Origin of the sequence: Pseudochelatococcus lubricantis (assembly GCF_011762225.1) — a bacterium.
In the GTDB taxonomy this organism is placed as follows: Bacteria; Pseudomonadota; Alphaproteobacteria; order Rhizobiales; family Beijerinckiaceae; genus Pseudochelatococcus; species Pseudochelatococcus lubricantis.
Map to the genome: position 1 here is coordinate 418,715 of NZ_JAASQI010000002.1, position 17,138 is coordinate 435,852.

12 protein-coding genes are annotated in these 17,138 nt (G+C 63.6%); 9 read left to right on the forward strand and 3 right to left on the reverse strand.

What is annotated here, in order from left to right:
• Positions 1-15 precede the first annotated feature (15 nt).
• The 9 genes from cysN (at position 16) to gmk (ending at position 12,547) form a co-directional block, all read left to right on the forward strand.
• A complete protein-coding gene (cysN, locus tag FHS82_RS05870) occupies positions 16-1,935 on the forward strand; it encodes a sulfate adenylyltransferase subunit CysN (protein WP_166950247.1) in 1,920 nt (639 codons plus the stop codon).
• A 228-nt stretch (positions 1,936-2,163) separates the two neighbouring features.
• The gene (gene recA / locus FHS82_RS05875) at positions 2,164-3,249 is read left to right on the forward strand and encodes a recombinase RecA (RefSeq protein ID WP_166949785.1); all 1,086 of its coding nucleotides are present in this window, start codon (positions 2,164-2,166) and stop codon (positions 3,247-3,249) included.
• Between the two features lie 250 nt (positions 3,250-3,499).
• The gene (gene alaS / locus FHS82_RS05880; protein ID WP_166949787.1) at positions 3,500-6,151 is read left to right on the forward strand and encodes an alanine--tRNA ligase; all 2,652 of its coding nucleotides are present in this window, start codon (positions 3,500-3,502) and stop codon (positions 6,149-6,151) included.
• 146 nt (positions 6,152-6,297) lie between these two features.
• Entirely contained in the window at positions 6,298-7,251 is a 954-nt protein-coding gene (fabD, locus tag FHS82_RS05885; RefSeq protein WP_166949789.1) for an ACP S-malonyltransferase, read from the forward strand.
• A 113-nt stretch (positions 7,252-7,364) separates the two neighbouring features.
• Entirely contained in the window at positions 7,365-8,102 is a 738-nt protein-coding gene (fabG, locus tag FHS82_RS05890; protein ID WP_166949792.1) for a 3-oxoacyl-[acyl-carrier-protein] reductase, read from the forward strand.
• Between the two features lie 527 nt (positions 8,103-8,629).
• Positions 8,630-8,869 (forward strand): acyl carrier protein, encoded by a 240-nt coding sequence (locus FHS82_RS05895; RefSeq protein WP_166949794.1) that lies wholly within the window; start codon positions 8,630-8,632, stop codon positions 8,867-8,869.
• An 82-nt stretch (positions 8,870-8,951) separates the two neighbouring features.
• The gene (gene fabF / locus FHS82_RS05900; RefSeq protein WP_166949796.1) at positions 8,952-10,217 is read left to right on the forward strand and encodes a beta-ketoacyl-ACP synthase II; all 1,266 of its coding nucleotides are present in this window, start codon (positions 8,952-8,954) and stop codon (positions 10,215-10,217) included.
• Positions 10,218-10,453: 236 nt separating this feature from the next.
• Complete coding sequence (gene mltG / locus FHS82_RS05905) at positions 10,454-11,824, forward strand: endolytic transglycosylase MltG (RefSeq protein ID WP_166949798.1); 1,371 nt, start codon at positions 10,454-10,456, stop codon at positions 11,822-11,824.
• Between the two features lie 81 nt (positions 11,825-11,905).
• On the forward strand, positions 11,906-12,547 hold the full coding sequence (gene gmk, locus FHS82_RS05910; protein WP_166949800.1) for a guanylate kinase: 642 nt from the start codon (positions 11,906-11,908) through the stop codon (positions 12,545-12,547).
• Positions 12,548-12,555: 8 nt separating this feature from the next.
• On the opposite strand, the gene rsmA is transcribed toward gmk, so the two are convergent.
• From rsmA to lptG, 3 genes are all read right to left on the reverse strand, one after another.
• A complete protein-coding gene (gene rsmA / locus FHS82_RS05915; RefSeq protein ID WP_166949803.1) occupies positions 12,556-13,416 on the reverse strand; it encodes a 16S rRNA (adenine(1518)-N(6)/adenine(1519)-N(6))-dimethyltransferase RsmA in 861 nt (286 codons plus the stop codon).
• 6 nt (positions 13,417-13,422) lie between these two features.
• Positions 13,423-15,927 carry an LPS-assembly protein LptD gene (locus FHS82_RS05920; RefSeq protein ID WP_246225104.1) on the reverse strand — a complete coding sequence of 835 codons (2,505 nt, stop codon included), beginning with the start codon at positions 15,925-15,927 and terminating at the stop codon, positions 13,423-13,425.
• Positions 15,928-16,050: 123 nt separating this feature from the next.
• A complete protein-coding gene (lptG, locus tag FHS82_RS05925; RefSeq protein WP_166949806.1) occupies positions 16,051-17,136 on the reverse strand; it encodes an LPS export ABC transporter permease LptG in 1,086 nt (361 codons plus the stop codon).
• Positions 17,137-17,138 lie beyond the last annotated feature (2 nt).

The following is a 17,138-nucleotide window of genomic DNA, read 5'->3' on the forward strand; positions in this document are numbered from 1 at the left end:
AGCGCCGTTCCCGCCATGCCGCAGGCCGAATCTTCCACCGCCGGTCATCCGTCGTCCGGCGACGGGGCGCGCGGCCTGCTGCGCTTTCTCACCTGCGGTTCCGTCGATGACGGAAAGTCCACGCTGATTGGCCGCCTGCTGTACGAAACGAGCGCGGTGTACGACGACCAGCTCACCGCGCTGGCGGATGATTCGCGGCGCGTCGGCACCACGGGCGGCGATATCGACTTCGCGCTGTTGGTCGACGGCCTTGAGGCCGAGCGCGAACAGGGCATCACCATCGACGTCGCCTATCGCTATTTCTCGACCGCGCGCCGGTCGTTCATCGTCGCCGACACGCCCGGTCACGAACAGTACACGCGCAACATGGCGACGGGCGCCTCTAACGCCGATCTCGCGATCCTGCTGATCGACGCCCGCAAGGGCCTGCTGACCCAGACGCGCCGGCACAGCGTCATCGTCTCCCTGCTCGGCATCCGCCACGTGGTGCTCGCCATCAACAAGATCGACCTTGTCGGCTTCGACGAGAAGCGGTTCAACGACATCGTCGCCGATTATCGTGTGTTTGCCGAAAAGCTCGGCTTTCTCGGAATCGAGGCTATTCCGCTGTCGGCGCGGTTCGGCGACAACATTTCTACGCCCAGCATTTCCACGCCGTGGTACAAGGGGCCGACGCTCCTCGGCCACCTCGAAACCATCGACGTCCGGGAAGCCGGGGACGATGGCCCGTTCCGTTTTCCCGTGCAATGTGTCAACCGGCCCAATCTTGATTTTCGCGGATTCTCCGGCACGGTGGCTGGCGGGCGCGTCAGGGTGGGTGACGCGGTCGTGGCCGCCGGCTCCGGCAAGACAAGCCAGGTCGCGCGCATCGTGACCTTCGACGGCGACCGCCCGGAGGCACGGTCGGGTGACGCCGTCACGCTGGTGCTCGAGGACGAGATCGACGCGCCGCGCGGGGAGGTCTTCGCCGCTACGAAACATCGTCCGATCGTCGCTACGCGCCTCGCCGCACGCCTCGTATGGATGGCGGATGAGATGCTGGTGCCAGGGCGCTCCTACAACCTCAAGATCGGCACGCGCGTGGTACCGGCGACGGTGCGCGCCATCCGCCATTATCTCGATGTCGAGACCCTGGCGGAGGTGCCGGTCGTGTCGCTTGGCCTCAACGCCATCGGCCTCGTCGAGATCGAGACGCTTGTGCCGGTTGCCTTCGACCCCTACGCGGAAAATAACCAGACGGGCGCTTTCATTCTCATCGACCGTTTCAACAACGCGACAGTCGCCGCGGGAATGGTCGCGCAACCGCTCGGCGCGACGAACGTGTACCGTCACGGGTTCGACGTGGACCGCGCCGCGCGCGCCGCCATCAAGCACCAGCGCCCGCTGGTGCTGTGGTTCACGGGATTGCCGGGCTCCGGCAAATCGACCATCGCCAATCTCGTGGAGGCGAAGCTCAACGCGCTTGGCCGCCATACCATGACGCTCGATGGCGACAGCCTGCGGCAGGGACTGAATGCCGATCTCGGTTTCGACCCACCCTCGCGCACGGAGAACATTCGCCGCGTCGGCGAGGTCGCTCGGCTGATGACGGAAGCGGGCCTCGTGGTGCTGTGCGCCTTCGTTTCGCCCTTCCGCGCCGACCGTGACAGGCTGCGCGAGCGCTTTGCGCCCGACGAATTCGTCGAAATCTTTGTCGACGCGCCGCCTGACCTGTGTGCCGAGCGTGACCCGAAGGGCCTTTATGCACAGGCAAAAGAGGGCAAGATAGCTGCCTTTACCGGCATCGGCCAGGAATACGAGCCACCACTGAAGCCCGACCTTCACCTAGACGCCTCGCTGCCCGATCCCGAAGCGCTGGCGAACCAGGTTGTGGAAAAGGTCGAGACGCTGCTTCTGGGGGCCGAGTTGTCAGCCGAGACGTCCGCCGGACTGTAACGGCCGTCGAGGGGCGTTAAGCCGATATCTGCGACAATTTTTGTGGCCGGCGCATGAGGCATGCGCCGGCCGACCATTCCGTATGAGCATTCTTCCCGCATGGCATCCCTATCCGCGTTTCATTGCGGATAAGTTGGAACATAAAAAGAACTTGTGCGCAAGAACAAAATATGTACCATATCCGGTGCGCGTTGAAATTCGCGGTGGGGTGCCATAAGGAATAGCGTCATGTCAAAAGCCGATTTGCGACTCGTGGAAGGTAGCTCGATGGACAAGACAAAGGCGCTCGACGCCGCGCTGGCGCAGATTGAACGGGCGTTCGGCAAGGGCTCGATCATGCGGCTCGGCAAGGCGCAGGACCGGGTCGAGATCGAGACCGTGTCGACGGGCTCGCTTGGCCTCGATATCGCGCTCGGCGTCGGCGGCCTGCCGCGCGGCCGCATCATCGAGATTTTCGGCCCTGAGTCATCGGGCAAGACGACGCTGGCGCTTCATACCGTCGCGGAGGCTCAGAAACGCGGTGGCACCTGCGCGTTTATCGATGCCGAACATGCGCTCGATCCGATCTACGCGCGCAAGCTCGGCGTCAGCCTCGACGATCTTCTGATATCTCAGCCCGATACCGGCGAGCAGGCGCTCGAAATCTGCGATACGCTGGTGCGCTCGGGCGCGATCGAGGTGCTCGTCGTCGATTCGGTGGCGGCGCTGACGCCGCGCGCGGAGATTGAAGGTGAGATGGGCGACATGCAGCCGGGCCTCCAGGCGCGTCTGATGAGCCAGGCGCTGCGCAAGCTCACCGCATCCATTTCGCGCTCCAACACGATGGTAATCTTCATCAACCAGATCCGCATGAAGATAGGCGTCATGTACGGTTCTCCCGAGACGACGACCGGCGGCAATGCCCTGAAGTTCTATGCCTCGGTGCGTCTCGATATCCGGCGCATCGGCTCCATCAAGGACCGCGAGGAGGTCGTCGGCAACGCGACGCGCGTCAAGGTCGTCAAGAACAAGGTGGCGCCGCCCTTCAAGCAGGTCGAGTTCGACATCATGTATGGTGAGGGCGTGTCCAAGCTTGGCGAGTTGCTCGATCTCGGCGTGAAGGGTGGCATCGTCGACAAGTCGGGCGCGTGGTTTTCCTACGACAGTCAGCGGCTGGGGCAGGGGCGCGAGAACGCGAAACAGTTTCTCAAGAGCAATCCTGAGGTCGCGGACAGGATCGAGGCGGCCATCCGCCAGAACTCGACAGTGCTGGCGGATCGTATTCTCGAAAACGTCGATCCGTCGACTGAGGATGCCGATGAGGGTGCCGGCTGATATAGCGGCTGGAAGATGCCGCATCCGTTTCTAAAAAATGCCGCGCATACGCTTTTCCGGATTTCCAAACGCATGAAATCCCGATAGTCAAGGCTTTTGCGGGACGCCATCCTGCCTGTCGAACCGGGTTGCGGGCCTTGCCGCCAGCGTCTATGCCGGTTGGACGGCGGGCGATGGCGATGCCGGGAGTTCGGAATGGCGACGGATCGCTTGTGCAGCACGTCCGTCCCAGGGGTCAGGCAGGGCGTAAATGAGCGGTGTAAACGAGATTCGGTCCACTTTTCTTGATTATTTCGCGGCCAACAGCCACGAGGCCGTGCCGTCGAGTCCTCTTGTGCCGCGCAACGATCCGACCCTGCTGTTCACCAACGCAGGCATGGTTCCGTTCAAGAACGTCTTCACGGGGGCGGAGAAGCGACCCTACTCGCGGGCCGTCAGCGCGCAGAAGTGCGTGCGCGCGGGCGGCAAGCACAATGATCTCGACAATGTCGGCTATACTGCCCGCCATCATACCTTTTTCGAGATGCTCGGGAATTTTTCGTTTGGCGACTACTTCAAGGAGACCGCCATCGAACTTGCCTGGAAGCTCGTGACGCGCGAATTCGGCTTGCCCGAAAAAAAGCTGCTGGTTACCGTCTTCGCGGAGGACGACGAGGCCGCTGATCTGTGGAAGAGGATTGCCGGCTTGCCGGATGACAGGATCATCCGCATCGCGACCTCGGACAATTTCTGGTCGATGGGGGATACCGGCCCTTGCGGTCCCTGTTCCGAGATTTTCTACGATCACGGCGAGCATATTCCAGGCGGCCCGCCTGGCAGCCCCGATGAGGATGGCGACCGGTTCATCGAGATCTGGAATCTCGTGTTTATGCAGTACGATCAGGTCAGTCCCGGCCAGAGACTGCTGTTGCCGCGTCCGTCCATCGATACGGGAATGGGCCTTGAGCGTATTTCCGCGGTGCTCCAGGGCACGCACGACAACTACGCCACTGATCTGATGCGCGCGCTGATCGAGGCGGTGGCCAATGCCACCGGCGTCGATCCCGATGGTCCTCAGGCTGTCAGCCATCGCGTAATCGCCGATCACCTGCGGGCTTCGGCTTTCCTGGTGGCGGACGGCGTGTTGCCCTCGAACGAGGGACGCGGCTATGTCGTGCGCCGCATCATGCGTCGTGCCATGCGCCATGCGGAACTCCTCGGTGCGCGGGAGCCGCTGATGTGGCGGCTCGTGCCGGCGCTGGTGCGCCAGATGGGGCAGGCGTACCCCGAACTCGTACGCGCCGAGTCGTTGATCGTCGAGACGCTGCATCTGGAAGAAAAGCGTTTTCGCAAGACGCTGGAGCGCGGTCTGGCAATGCTGGATTCGGCGACAGAGTCTCTTTCGGCGGGAGACCGGTTGCCGGGAGAAGTGGCGTTCACCCTTTACGATACCTACGGTTTTCCGCTCGACCTGACGCAGGACGCATTGCGCCCCCGCGGCGTTTCTGTCGATAATGAGGGCTTCGAGGCCGCGATGGCGCGTCAGCGTGAACTCGCCCGTGCGGCTTGGGCGGGATCGGGCGAGGCGGCGACGGAGACGTTGTGGTTTTCCCTCAGGGATCGCGTCGGCTCGACGGAATTTCTCGGCTATGATGTTGATTCGGCTGAGGGAATCATCACAGCTCTGGTCAAGGACGGCGTCGAGGTCACCTCTCTGGGTGCCGGGGAGGAAGGGCTCCTCCTTGTCAACCAGACACCGTTCTACGCCGAATCGGGCGGGCAAGTCGGAGATACCGGTAGCCTCTCGGGGGCAAATGTCAGCGCCGATATCCTCGGCACGTCGAAGAAACTTGGCGATGTCTTCGTGCACAGGGTGAGCGTCAAGGAAGGTGAACTGGCGCCTGGCGTCGCGGTGGAACTCATCGTGGACAGCGCCCGCCGCCGTGCCATTCGCGCCAACCATTCAGCGACGCACTTGCTGCACGAGGCGCTGCGTGAGATCTTGGGGGATCACGTGGCTCAAAAGGGATCGCTGGTGGCGCCGGATCGCCTGCGCTTCGATTTCAGCCATCCCGGCCCGATCAGTGCCGACGAGCTTCGGCAGATCGAGGATCTTGCCAACACAGTAGTTCTGCGCAACGAACCCGTGGAGACGCGCCTGATGGCGGTTGACGAGGCGATCGAAAGCGGAGCGCGGGCGCTGTTCGGCGAAAAGTACGGCGACGAGGTTCGCGTCGTCTCCATGGGCACGCGCCCGGAGGCCGGCGGGAAAGTTTTCTCCATTGAGCTGTGCGGTGGCACGCATGTGACGCGGACGGGCGATATCGGTCTGGTGCGTATTGTATCGGAAAGTGCTGTCGCTTCGGGCGTCCGCCGGATCGAAGCGATGACAGCCGAGGGCGCGCGTCGGCAACTCGTGGCTGAAAGTGAGTTGCTGCATGGCCTTGCCGATTTGTTGCGCACGCCCATGAATGAAGCTGGCGCCCGTCTTGAGGCGCTTGTCGAGGAACGGCGCAAGCTTGAGCGGGAGCTGGCGGATGCGCGCCGGAAGCTGGCGTTGGGCGGCGATAATGCGGCGGAGGCACCTGTGCAGGAAATCGGCGGCACGCGGCTTCTGGCCCGCGTGGTGTCGGGCATCGAGACGAAGGACCTCAAGAGCCTTGCCGATGACGCCAGAAAGCGTGTTGGTTCGGGGGTTGTCGCCATCGTCGGCATCGCCGATGACGGCAAGGCAGGCATCGTGGTCGGCGTTACGCCTGATGTCAGCGATCGCTTCGACGCGGTCGCGCTGGTGAGAATCGGTGCGGAGCAACTCGGTGGCAAGGGTGGCGGTGGGCGCCGTGATCTTGCACAGGCCGGCGGCCCGGACGGCGATCATGCTCAGGCCGCGCTCGATGCGATCGCGGCGGCGATCGCCGGTTGATCCGGCTGTGCGGCCAACGTGGTGGAAGAGGAGTCGGGAACGGCTCTGCGCACCCGGTTTGCAGAAAGCCTTTCCGAATTGGAATTCCGAGGCGCTCGGGGTCCGACGTGATTGGTGAAGATTCGGAGTTGAGGGCGGTGGCAGGCATGGCGATAGCATTGACATTTCCGGGGCAGGGTAGCCAGACGCCGGGTATGGGCAAGTCTTTGGCTGAGAATTTTGCTGTCGCGCGTCGGGTGTTCGAGGAGGTGGACGACGCACTCGGGCAGCATCTGAGCCAGGTGATCTGGGAGGGGCCGGCCGATGAATTGTCGCTCACGGTTAACACCCAACCGGCCCTGATGGCGGTCAGCCTTGCAGTGGTGCGGGTACTGGAAAGCGAAAGCGATCTCGACGTCGCCGAGGACGTTGCCTTCGTCGCCGGTCATTCCCTCGGCGAGTATTCGGCGCTCGCGGCCGCCGGCGCCCTGACGCTTGCCGATACCGCGCGCCTGCTGCGTGTCCGTGGCGAAGCGATGCAACAGGCGGTTCCCGTGGGCGAAGGCGCCATGGCGGCGCTGCTCGGGCTGGAGTTCAAGGAGGCTTCGGCCATCGCACAAGAGGCTGCGCAGCAGGATGTATGCGCGGCCGCCAATGATAACGGTCCGGGACAGGTCGTGGTCTCCGGCCACGTCGCCGCCGTCAACCGCGCCATCGCGATCGCGCAGGCGCGGGGCGCCAAGCGGGCGATCCTGCTGCCCGTGTCGGCACCTTTCCATTGCCCGTTGATGCAGCCAGCGGCGGAGCGCATGCGCGCCGCACTCGCGTCCGTCAGCATGGCGGATCCGCTGGTGCCCGTATTCGCCAATGTGCTCGCCGCGCCCATTTCCAGCCCGGCCGATATCCGCGATGCGCTTGTCGCGCAGGTGACGGGCACAGTTCGCTGGCGCGAGAGTGTGACCGCCATGGCGCAGGAAGGGGTGGACGCATTCATCGAACTTGGCGCCGGCAAGGTGTTGACCGGTCTCGCCAAGCGGATCGCGCCAACCGCGCGAGGGCTTTCCGTCGGCGCGCCGGACGACATCGCCGGTTTTCTGTCCATCCTCGCGTTGGCGCGTTAGAACTGCTGGCAAGAGACGGGGCTGCGTTGTTGTTCTAACGAGTTGTTTATGCGTCAGATTTCGTTGGAAATTGGTAGCCGCTTCCCGAAATGACGCTCCAAGGGAGAAGAACCGTGTTCGACCTGACAGGCAAGAAGGCTCTCGTCACCGGGGCCACCGGGGGGCTCGGCAGCGCGATCGCGCGGGCGTTGCATGCACGTGGCGCGGCCGTTGCATTGTCGGGCACGCGCCGCGAGGTTCTTGAGGCGCTTGCGCAAGAGCTTGGAGAGCGCGTCGTGGTGACACCCGCCAATCTCGCGGATGCCGCCGAGGTCGAGGCCCTCGTGCCTGCGGCGGAAGAAGCGCTCGGTGGGCTCGATGTTGTTGTCAATAATGCAGGCGTCACACGCGACAATCTCTTCATACGCATGAAGGACGAGGAATGGGATACCGTCATCGCGGTCAATCTCACCGCGGCCTTCCGGCTGTCGCGCGCTGCGGTCAAGGGCATGATGCGCCGGCGCTATGGCCGGATCATCGGAATAGGGTCTGTCGTGGGAATTACCGGCAACCCGGGCCAAGGCAATTATGCCGCCTCGAAGGCGGGACTTGTCGGCATGACGAAGTCGCTCGCCGCTGAGGTCGCGAGCCGCAATATCACGGTCAACGCGGTGGCGCCGGGCTTTATCGAATCGCCCATGACCGACGCGCTCAACGACAAACAGAGGGAATCGATTCTGTCGCGGGTACCGGCCGGGCGACTCGGCCTCGGCAAGGATGTCGCCGCGGCTGTCGTCTATCTTGCGTCCGACGAGGCAGGCTATGTGACGGGGCAGACCCTTCATGTCAACGGCGGAATGGCAATGATCTGAGATGGTTATTGGTCGGTACCCGTATCTCTGGCGGCCCGTTTCTCCTCTCGCCAACAGGTGGGGAGTATGATAACAACCATCATTGCGTTTACGTGACTGATTGTGCACGATGACGCATGCGGGGCGACCGCGCAGGGGGTGTTTTACGAATATGTCCCGGCAGTGCCTGTGGTTGACAGGCGATTGCGCGGGCCGGAAGGTTTCTGGATGTCGCGGTGGTAGATGTCCGGCAGAGGATGCGCGCGGGTGGGGCTCCTGACGCTATATCCAGCCAGACATGTTGTGCGATGACAGTTTTTTCCGGTCGGTGAGGGACTGCTGTTCATTGTGTTCATGTCCGCGAGTGAGATTGCATGGCGTTCCGTTTATCGGCGCCGCGCGTGGGTTCGGCGAGGCCCGCATCGGGTGTGGTTATGCCCGGAAATCCCGCGGAACGGGTTGTTTGTGTCGCCGCGCTCGTGTAGCCAGAGTTGCCGTCGAGATGCGGCGTCTGGAATATCGTCAGTTAATATAACGAGGACTGAAATATGAGTGATATCGCTGATCGCGTGAAGAAGATTGTCGTGGAACACCTGGGCGTCGACGCCGACAAGGTGACGGAGTCTGCGAATTTCATCGACGATCTGGGCGCTGACAGCCTTGACACTGTTGAACTCGTGATGGCCTTCGAGGAAGGGTTTGGCGTCGAGATTCCCGATGACGCCGCCGAGACGATCGTCACTGTCGGTGACGCCATCAAGTTCCTTGAGAAGAACGTTTCTGCCTGATGGTTTTGGTCGTGGCGCTTGCTGAGGAAGCGTGCGGTCTGACCGTCTTCGGTCCGGACGCCCGCGCAGGTGGTGGACGGACATGAGGCGCGTGGTTGTCACCGGTCTGGGTGTCGTTTCTCCGCTTGGATGTGGCGTTGACGTTACCTGGCAGAGAATTCTCGCAGGATTGAGCGGTGCGCGTCCGGTTGAGGCATTCGAGACGGCGGATCTGCCGTGCCGGATTGCCTGTACTATACCACTTGGGGATGGGGCCGACGGAACCTTCAATCCTGACGATTGGATGGAGCCGAAGGAGCAACGCAAGGTTGATCCGTTCATCGTCTACGCGATGGCAGCGGCCCGGCAGGCGCTCGATGACGCGGACTGGCGTCCGACAAGCTACGAAGACCAGATCGCCAGCGGCGTGCTGATCGGCTCGGGTATCGGCGGCGTCGGTGGCATCTATGATGCGTCGATCACGCTTCACGAACGCGGTCCCAGGCGTGTGTCGCCGTTTTTCATTCCCGGGCGGTTGATCAATCTGGCGTCGGGCTATGTCTCGATCGCCAATGGCCTCAAGGGACCGAACCATTCGGTTGTCACGGCCTGTTCTACCGGCGCGCACGCTATCGGCGACGCGGCGCGGTTGATTGCGCTGGGCGATGCCGAGGTAATGATTGCGGGTGGGACGGAATCGCCTGTCAACCGACTGGCGCTTGCGGGGTTTTCCGCCTGCCGTGCTCTGTCTACGTCCTTCAACGATACGCCGGAGCGTGCTTCGCGACCTTATGATCGGGACCGAGACGGTTTCGTCATGGGTGAGGGCGCCGGTGTGGTCGTGCTGGAGGAGCGCAATCACGCGATTGCGCGAGGCGCGCGAATCTACGCGGAAGTGGTGGGCTACGGGCTGTCCGGCGACGCATACCATATCACGTCTCCAGCGGAAGACGGCGATGGCGCGTTCCGTTGCATGCAGGCGGCGCTCAAGCGCGCCGGGCTGTCGCCCGCCGATATCGACTACATCAATGCCCATGGCACTTCGACGCCGGTCGGTGACGAGATCGAACTGCGGGCCGTGGAACGCCTTCTTGGTGACAATGCCCGAGGGACGTTGATGTCGTCGACCAAATCGTCGATCGGCCATCTGCTCGGCGCTGCCGGGGCAGTCGAGGCGATATTCGGCGTGCTCGCCATTCGCGACCAGATTGCCCCGGCGACACTGAACCTCGACAATCCATCCGTTGAAACGGACATCGATCTCGTGCCACATGAACCGCGCAAGGCGGTCATCGGCGCAGTTCTGTCCAACTCCTTCGGGTTCGGTGGAACGAATGCGTCGCTGATCCTCCGCCATCCCGATGCGTGATGGTGGTAGATGGGGCGACCGATAGAGAGACGGGGGCGCAACAGCGGCTCTATCTTCCTGTTTTTTCGGAATTTTATCCGAGGAACGGGAACAGCTTTCCAGAGGTGTGCGTTGAAAGAGGCCTGCTTTTGCCACAATCGTGGCTATAGTCTTGCTTCCGCGCGTCACGAGGGCAGGGCGTGTCGAACCGGCATGCGTGCCTTTCCACCGCTGCTTGAGAGAGGCTGAATTTCCGTATGGTCGACGACAGGCAACAGGTCCCGCAATGGACAGGGAGAGGTGACGCATCCTATGGGCGGGTTGCGCCTCGATCGCCCGGCGAAGCCATCAAGCCGACGTTCGCGCCACCGCCCCCACCGAGATCGCGCCGGCCGCGGCAACAGAAGGGCGGCTTCCTCTCGGCGCTGAGCGCTTTCCTGACACTTCTTCTCATCGGTGCCGTCGCCGTCGGCTCGGCGATCTACTTCGGACGCAATGAGTTTTACGGTCGCGGGCCGCTGCAGGAAACGCGCATCGTTTCCGTGAAGGGCGGCAACCAGGTCGTAGCCGAGACGCTTCAGCGCGAGGGCGTGATCGATCATTCCCTGATCTTCGTCATCGGCCTGCATGTTCTGGGCGCGAACGACGCGATCAAGGCGGGCGAATATGCCTTCAAGGCGGGCGCCAGCATGAAGGATGTGATGGATACGCTCGTCGTCGGAAAGAGCGTCCAATATCCCATTACCGTTCCCGAAGGTCTTACGAGCGATCAGGTCGTCGCGCGGCTGCTCGCCAACGATCTGCTGACGGGCGAGATCAAGCCGTCGCCCGTGGAGGGAACGCTGCTGCCGGAAACCTATATGGCGCCGCGTGGTACCGCCCGGCAGTCGATCGTCGACCGAATGGTGGCCGAGCACCGCAAGGCCGTTGCGCAGGCCTGGGAGGGGAGGGCGCCGGACCTGCCTCTCAAGTCACCCGATGAACTCGTCGTGCTTGCGTCGATCATCGAGAAGGAGACGGCCGTCGACGAGGAGCGGGCGCGGGTGGCGGCGGTGTTCGTCAACAGGTTGCGCAAGGGCATGAAGCTGCAGTCGGACCCGACCATCGTGTACGGCATCGTCGGCGGCAAGGGCACGCTGGGGCGCGGCATTCGCAAGAGCGAGATCGCCGAGGAAACGCCCTACAACACCTATGTCATCAGCGGCCTGCCGACCGGCCCGATCGCCAATCCCGGCCGCGCGTCGCTGCTGGCCGCAGCCAATCCGGCGAAGGCGGAGGATCTCTACTTCGTCGCGGACGGCACGGGCGGTCACCAGTTTGCGAAGACGCTCGACGAGCATAACCGCAACGTGGCTGCATGGCGCAAGATTGAAGCGAGCCGCGCGGTGCAGCCGGGTGGCGATACCGGCGTCGACCGTGTCCTGCCGGAGGGTGAAGATCAGGAGACGCGGCTTCCGGCAGCCGGTGCAAGCAATACTACCGCCGACGCCCGCCCGGGCGGAGGGGCCAGCGACGGTATCGTCAAGGTGTTCGACGCCTCGGAAGGCACCAAGCTCGACCCCCTGAAGAACAAGAGCTACGATCTGACCTCGCCCAAGACGGTGCCGCAATTGCCGGCGATCCGCTGAGCCGGTATAGCATGCTCCTACGGTTGAACGATTTCCGGATGCCGACGCAGGCACCCGCCAAGAGAGTGTACAAGTCGCAGAATGACTGTCGATAATTCCATTCGCCGCCGGGGCCTGATGCTTATTCTGTCCTCGCCCTCAGGGGCCGGGAAAACGACCCTGACGCGCGACCTGCTGCAGCTCGGTCATCTCTCCCTGTCGATCTCGGTCACGACCCGTCCGCGCCGCGCGTCGGAAATCGAAGGCGTGCATTACCATTTCATCGAGAAAGACGAGTTCCTCTTCCAGCGCGATCGCGGTGATCTGCTGGAATGGGCGGAGGTGCACGGCAATCTCTATGGCACGCCGCGCAAGCCGGTCGAGGAGACGCTGGCCGGCGGCCGTGACATGGTATTCGACGTCGACTGGCAGGGCACTTTGCAGATTTTGGAAAAGATGCGTGACGACGCGGTGACGGTGTTCATCCTGCCGCCGTCGCTCCGGGAGTTGCGCACGCGGCTTGAGCGGCGGGCTGAAGATTCGACGGAGGTGATCAACCAGCGCCTCGTCAACGCGCGTGAAGAGATCGGCCACTGGAACGCCTATGATTACGTGATCGTCAATGACGATCTCGACCATGCCTTCCGCGCGCTGCAGTCGATACTGGCGGCCGAGCGGCTGAAGCGACTGCGCCGCACGGGCCTGGCCGGTTTTGTCAACGACCTGCTGGCGCAGGAAGGCTGAAACCCTCGCTATCGCAGCGCATCGTAGATGTTGGCAAGGCGAACGAAGGCCGTGACCGGCAGTTCTTCCGCACGGGCCGTGGGCGTTATTCCGGCCCGTTCGAGCAGGATGCCGGCGTCGAAACCGTCCGGGAAGGGCAGGCTCCGGAGGCTCTGGCGCAGCATCTTCCGGCGCTGGCCGAACGCAGCCCGGGTCATCGCCTCCAGGGTCCTGACGCTGGCCGCTTCGGGCGAGGCAATCGGCGCAAGGTGCACCACGGACGATGTGATCTTCGGCGGCGGCACGAAGGCGGACGGTGGCACGTCGAACAGGATGTGGGCGTGCGTGCGCCAGCCGCACAGCACACCGAGACGGCCGTAGTCACCAGGTATCTCGGGCGTTGCCACGATGCGCTCGGCGACCTCGCGCTGAAACATCAGCGTCAGCGATTGCCACCATGGCGGCCAGCGCTCCGCCGTCAGCCAGCCGGTGAGCAGCGGGGTTGCGACGTTGTAAGGCAGGTTGGAAACGATCCGCGCCGGGCCCTCGTCGAGGTAGGGCGAGATATCCACCTCCAGCGCATCGCCCTCAATCACCGCCAACCGTCCGGGATAATGCTCCGCGATCTGCGCGAGGATGGGTAGGCAACGGGTGTCGCGCTCGATGGCGACGACGCGGCGCGCGCCGCTGGCGAGCAAGGCGCGCGTGAGACCGCCGGGACCGGGGCCGACCTCGACCACCGTCACGCCTTCCAGCGGCCCGGAGGCGCGGGCGATGCGGCTGGTGAGATTGAGATCGAACAGGAAGTTCTGTCCTAGCGATTTCTTCGCCAGCAGGCCATGCTCGCGCACGATGTCGCGCAGCGGCGGAAGATCGTCGATCTGGGCCATCGGTGCTTACTGGGCGACGCCGTCCGAGGAGGAGTTGCTGCTGACGTCCTGCGAGAAGCTGATCTCGCCGAGCGTGCGCAATTCAAGCCGCACCATGACGGCGGAATCGGAGCGCTTCGTGCCCGATGACCTGTCCTTCAGGCTGGAGGTATAGGTCACGTCGAGCACCACGCATTCGTCCTGATAGGTGACGCCGAGCGACATGTTGGCGGCTGTCCAGGCCTTGGACGTCTTGAGCTTGTCCGTCAACCCCGCGAGATACCTGTAACGGTTCTGCTTGTCGCGATCGAGGTCGAACAGGACGGAGCCCTTCACGGACCAGTTGTCGGTCAGCTTCATCGAGGCGTTGGGGCCAAGGCCGGTCCGCCGGTAGGCATAGCCAAGATCGGGCTGCGCCTCATAACGGGCGAAGACGAGACCGGCGTTCAGCCGGCCGAATGAGGCGTTCGCCTGCGCATCCAGCCGGTTGACCGAAAAGTCCGCTTCGTCGAAGCGCGCATGGCCGAGGAAGGACAGGCCCTGCCGCGGGGCGATGTAAAGGCCGGCGACATAGTCCGAGCGCGAGTCCTCAAGCCCCGAATCGCTCCCCGCGTGAGCGATGTCGTACTGGCGGTAGGAGTTACGCCCGCCCAGATGGAAGGACTGGCCGAAAAGCGCTTGCCCGTAGGCGCCGGCATCGGTCTGGACGGAATACTTCAGACCGACATTTGCACGCACGCCGCCCTCGGCGCGGTCGTAGCCGCCGAACTTGTTCCACGAAAACAGGTTGGTGTCGTCGAACACCACGCTTTGCGAATCCTCGTTCGGCAACTGGCCGATGCGGGTTTCGTTCGGCCGCGCGACGATCTGGGCGATGGGCTCCAGCGTGTGCGTGCCCCAGCTTTCGGTGGTTGCCACGAAGGGGAAGCGGTATTCCAGACCCACCGTCGGCGTGACGCGCGAGGTGATGGTGTCATTGCCGTTTGTGTTGAGGAAGTTGCCGATCTCACCGTTCTGGAAGCGCGTCGCGTTCAGGCTGCGGGCGAAGCCGTCGACGCGCAACCCGGCGAAGGGCTGCCATACTTGCCCGAGCGGGTCGATGAAATCACGCCGCCAGTTCAGGCTCGTCGATATGCGCGTGTAGCGGCCGCCGATGCCGCGCACGAGGCAATGGTCGCGGTCGAACACCGCGCACGTCTGGTAGGGCATGCCCTGCGGGAAATAGCTGCCGACCTCGCCAGGAACGGCGTGGTACTGCGCGGCCTCGCGCGACAGGTTGGTGAGGTTGAAGTCGAGTTCGAACTCGCCACCGATTCGGCCGGGGCCCTTGAAGCGGCGGTTATAGTCGAGCGTCGGCGCGACGACGGGCTGCTGCTTCTGCCAGTCGTCCTGCGACAGCGTCTTGAAGTAGTAGCCGCGCAGATCGAAAAAGGCGTCGTCGCTGCGTCCTTGCAGGAAGGCGGTCGACGTCGATTCCTTGAAGAAGGTGTTGGTCAGGCTTTCGCTGCGGATGTTGTAGTTGTCGAGGAACCACTTGTCCGTCAGCAGCGCGATGTCCCAGCCCCAGTGCCAGTAGCGGTTGATGTCGAAGCGGCCGCTTGTCTCGATGGAGCCGCGGAAATCGCGGTCCCGTGGGCCGTAGGGCGATTCGAGAAAGACGCTGTCGTCCTGCTGGAAGATGCCCGTCGCGCGGATGTTATAGGAGCCGGACAGGAAACGCTGGCGCCACTCCGCCTGGCCGAGCACGCCCTGCTTGGTCAGGAACTTGGGTGTGAGGGTGAGGTCGTAGTCCGGCGCGATCGCCCAGAAGAACGGCGTCGCGATGCCGAAGCCCGTTGCCGAGGAGTAGGAGTAGCGCGGCGCCAGAAACCCGGTCTTGCGGCGCACCGTGGGATCGGGCGTCGAGAAATAGGGGATGTAGGCGAGCGGGATGCCGTAGAACTCGAGGCGTGCATCCTCGTAGTAGATCATCTGCTCGCTGTTGTCGTGGATGATGCGCGCCGCCTTCACCTGCCACAGGGGAGGGCGCGACGGGTCCTTCTTGCAGGCCTCGCAGGCCGTGTAGGTACCCTTGCTGAACGTCGTCGTCTCGCCGTCGCTGCGCTCGGCGCGTGGTGCGGAGAAGCGCGTGTTATCCGAGGTCTCGACATGCAGCGAATCGATGAAGCCCGCGCGGAAATCGTCGGTCAGTTCGAACCGGTCGCCGCTCGCGACCGTACCGTCGGTCTCGCGCAGTTGCGCGTTGCCCTGGGCCAGCACACGGCTGGTGTTGCGATCGTAGGTGACGCGGTCCGCCTGCAGGCTGCGGCCCTGATAGTAGAGGCTGACGTTGCCGACGGCGGAAACGGTGTTTCGGTCGTTGTCGTAGACGATCTCGTTGGCGTCGACGACAAGGCGGTCGTTGTCCGAACGCGCGTTCGCGGCCGCGAAGCGTTCGTTCAGGGTTTGCTGGGCGTGCGCCACCGACACGGGCAGAACGGTTGCGCCGAGGGCGGAGACGATCGCGATGCGGACGACTTTACCGAGGCTCAAACGCGCACTCCTGCAACTGGGACACACAAATACACGAACGCTGCGACCGCATCCTGCCACATCTTCATGACGCAAGCCGGACTCCGGTAGCGCCCGATGATGTTTTTTCGACGGCCGCCGCTCTCAGCCGTCTTCCTGATACAGTAGCGCGAGGACGCCCAGCAAGCTGCCGACGACCCCGGAAAACCATGCCGCTATGGTTGGCGAGAGGATCCCCGCGCCACCCAAATCCTGCATGATCTCCGTCACCACATAAAGCACGAAGCCTGCCGCGACGCCACCCAGAACGAGTTTCGCCACACCACCAAATCGAAAGAACCTTAAAGAAACGGAAGCGGCGACCAGAACCATCGCGACGAGCAGCAGCGGCCGCGCCAGCAGCACCTCGTATTGCAGGCGATAGGGCCGGGCATCGAGGCCGGCCTGCTCCGTCCGCTCGATGAGGCCGGGCAGGTCCCAGAAGGACACGGAACTGGCGTTGGTGAAGGACTGGCGGACCTGCGCCGGTGCCAGCGTCGTGGCGAGGAGATAGGTGTCGTAGGCCTGCGGCTCCTCGTCCAGCGTCATGACGCGGGCTTTCTCAAGCTCCCAGTGGCCGTCGTAGAGCTTGGCGCTCGCGGCCTCGATCCGCTCCTGAAAGCCGCCGTTCCCGTCGAACAGGAACACGGTCACGTTCATGAGAGTGGCGGTTTCGTCGATGGCCGAACTAGCCCGCAGAATCGCCTGCCCGTCGACGCTTTTCTGGCGAATCCAGATGTTTTCGCGGCCGGGCGCCGCCCCCTGCGAGAAGACGGTTGCCTCAAGCGTCGCGGCGCGCTGGCGCAGGCTGGCGGACAGCGGGTTGTACAACGTCACGGACACGACACCGAGTAGCAGGGCGACGATGACGGGCGGCTGCAGGAAGCCCCAGGCCGAGACGCCGACCGAGCGGGCGATGACGAGTTCGAGCCGCCGGCTCAGGTTGAGCAGGGTCGCGATGCTGCCGAAGAGCACGGCGAAGGGCAGCACCTCTTCCGTGACGGAGGGCGTGCGCAGGAACGACAGCCACGCCATGACATGCGCGGAGGCGCCCGGCGCCTCGCCGGCGCGGCGCATCAGCTCGACGAAATCGAGCGTATAGACGAGCACGAACACGGTGCCGAACACGGTGCCGATGGTGAGAAGGAAGCGCCGGCCGAAATAGCGCCCGAGCGTGGGACCGATCAACATGA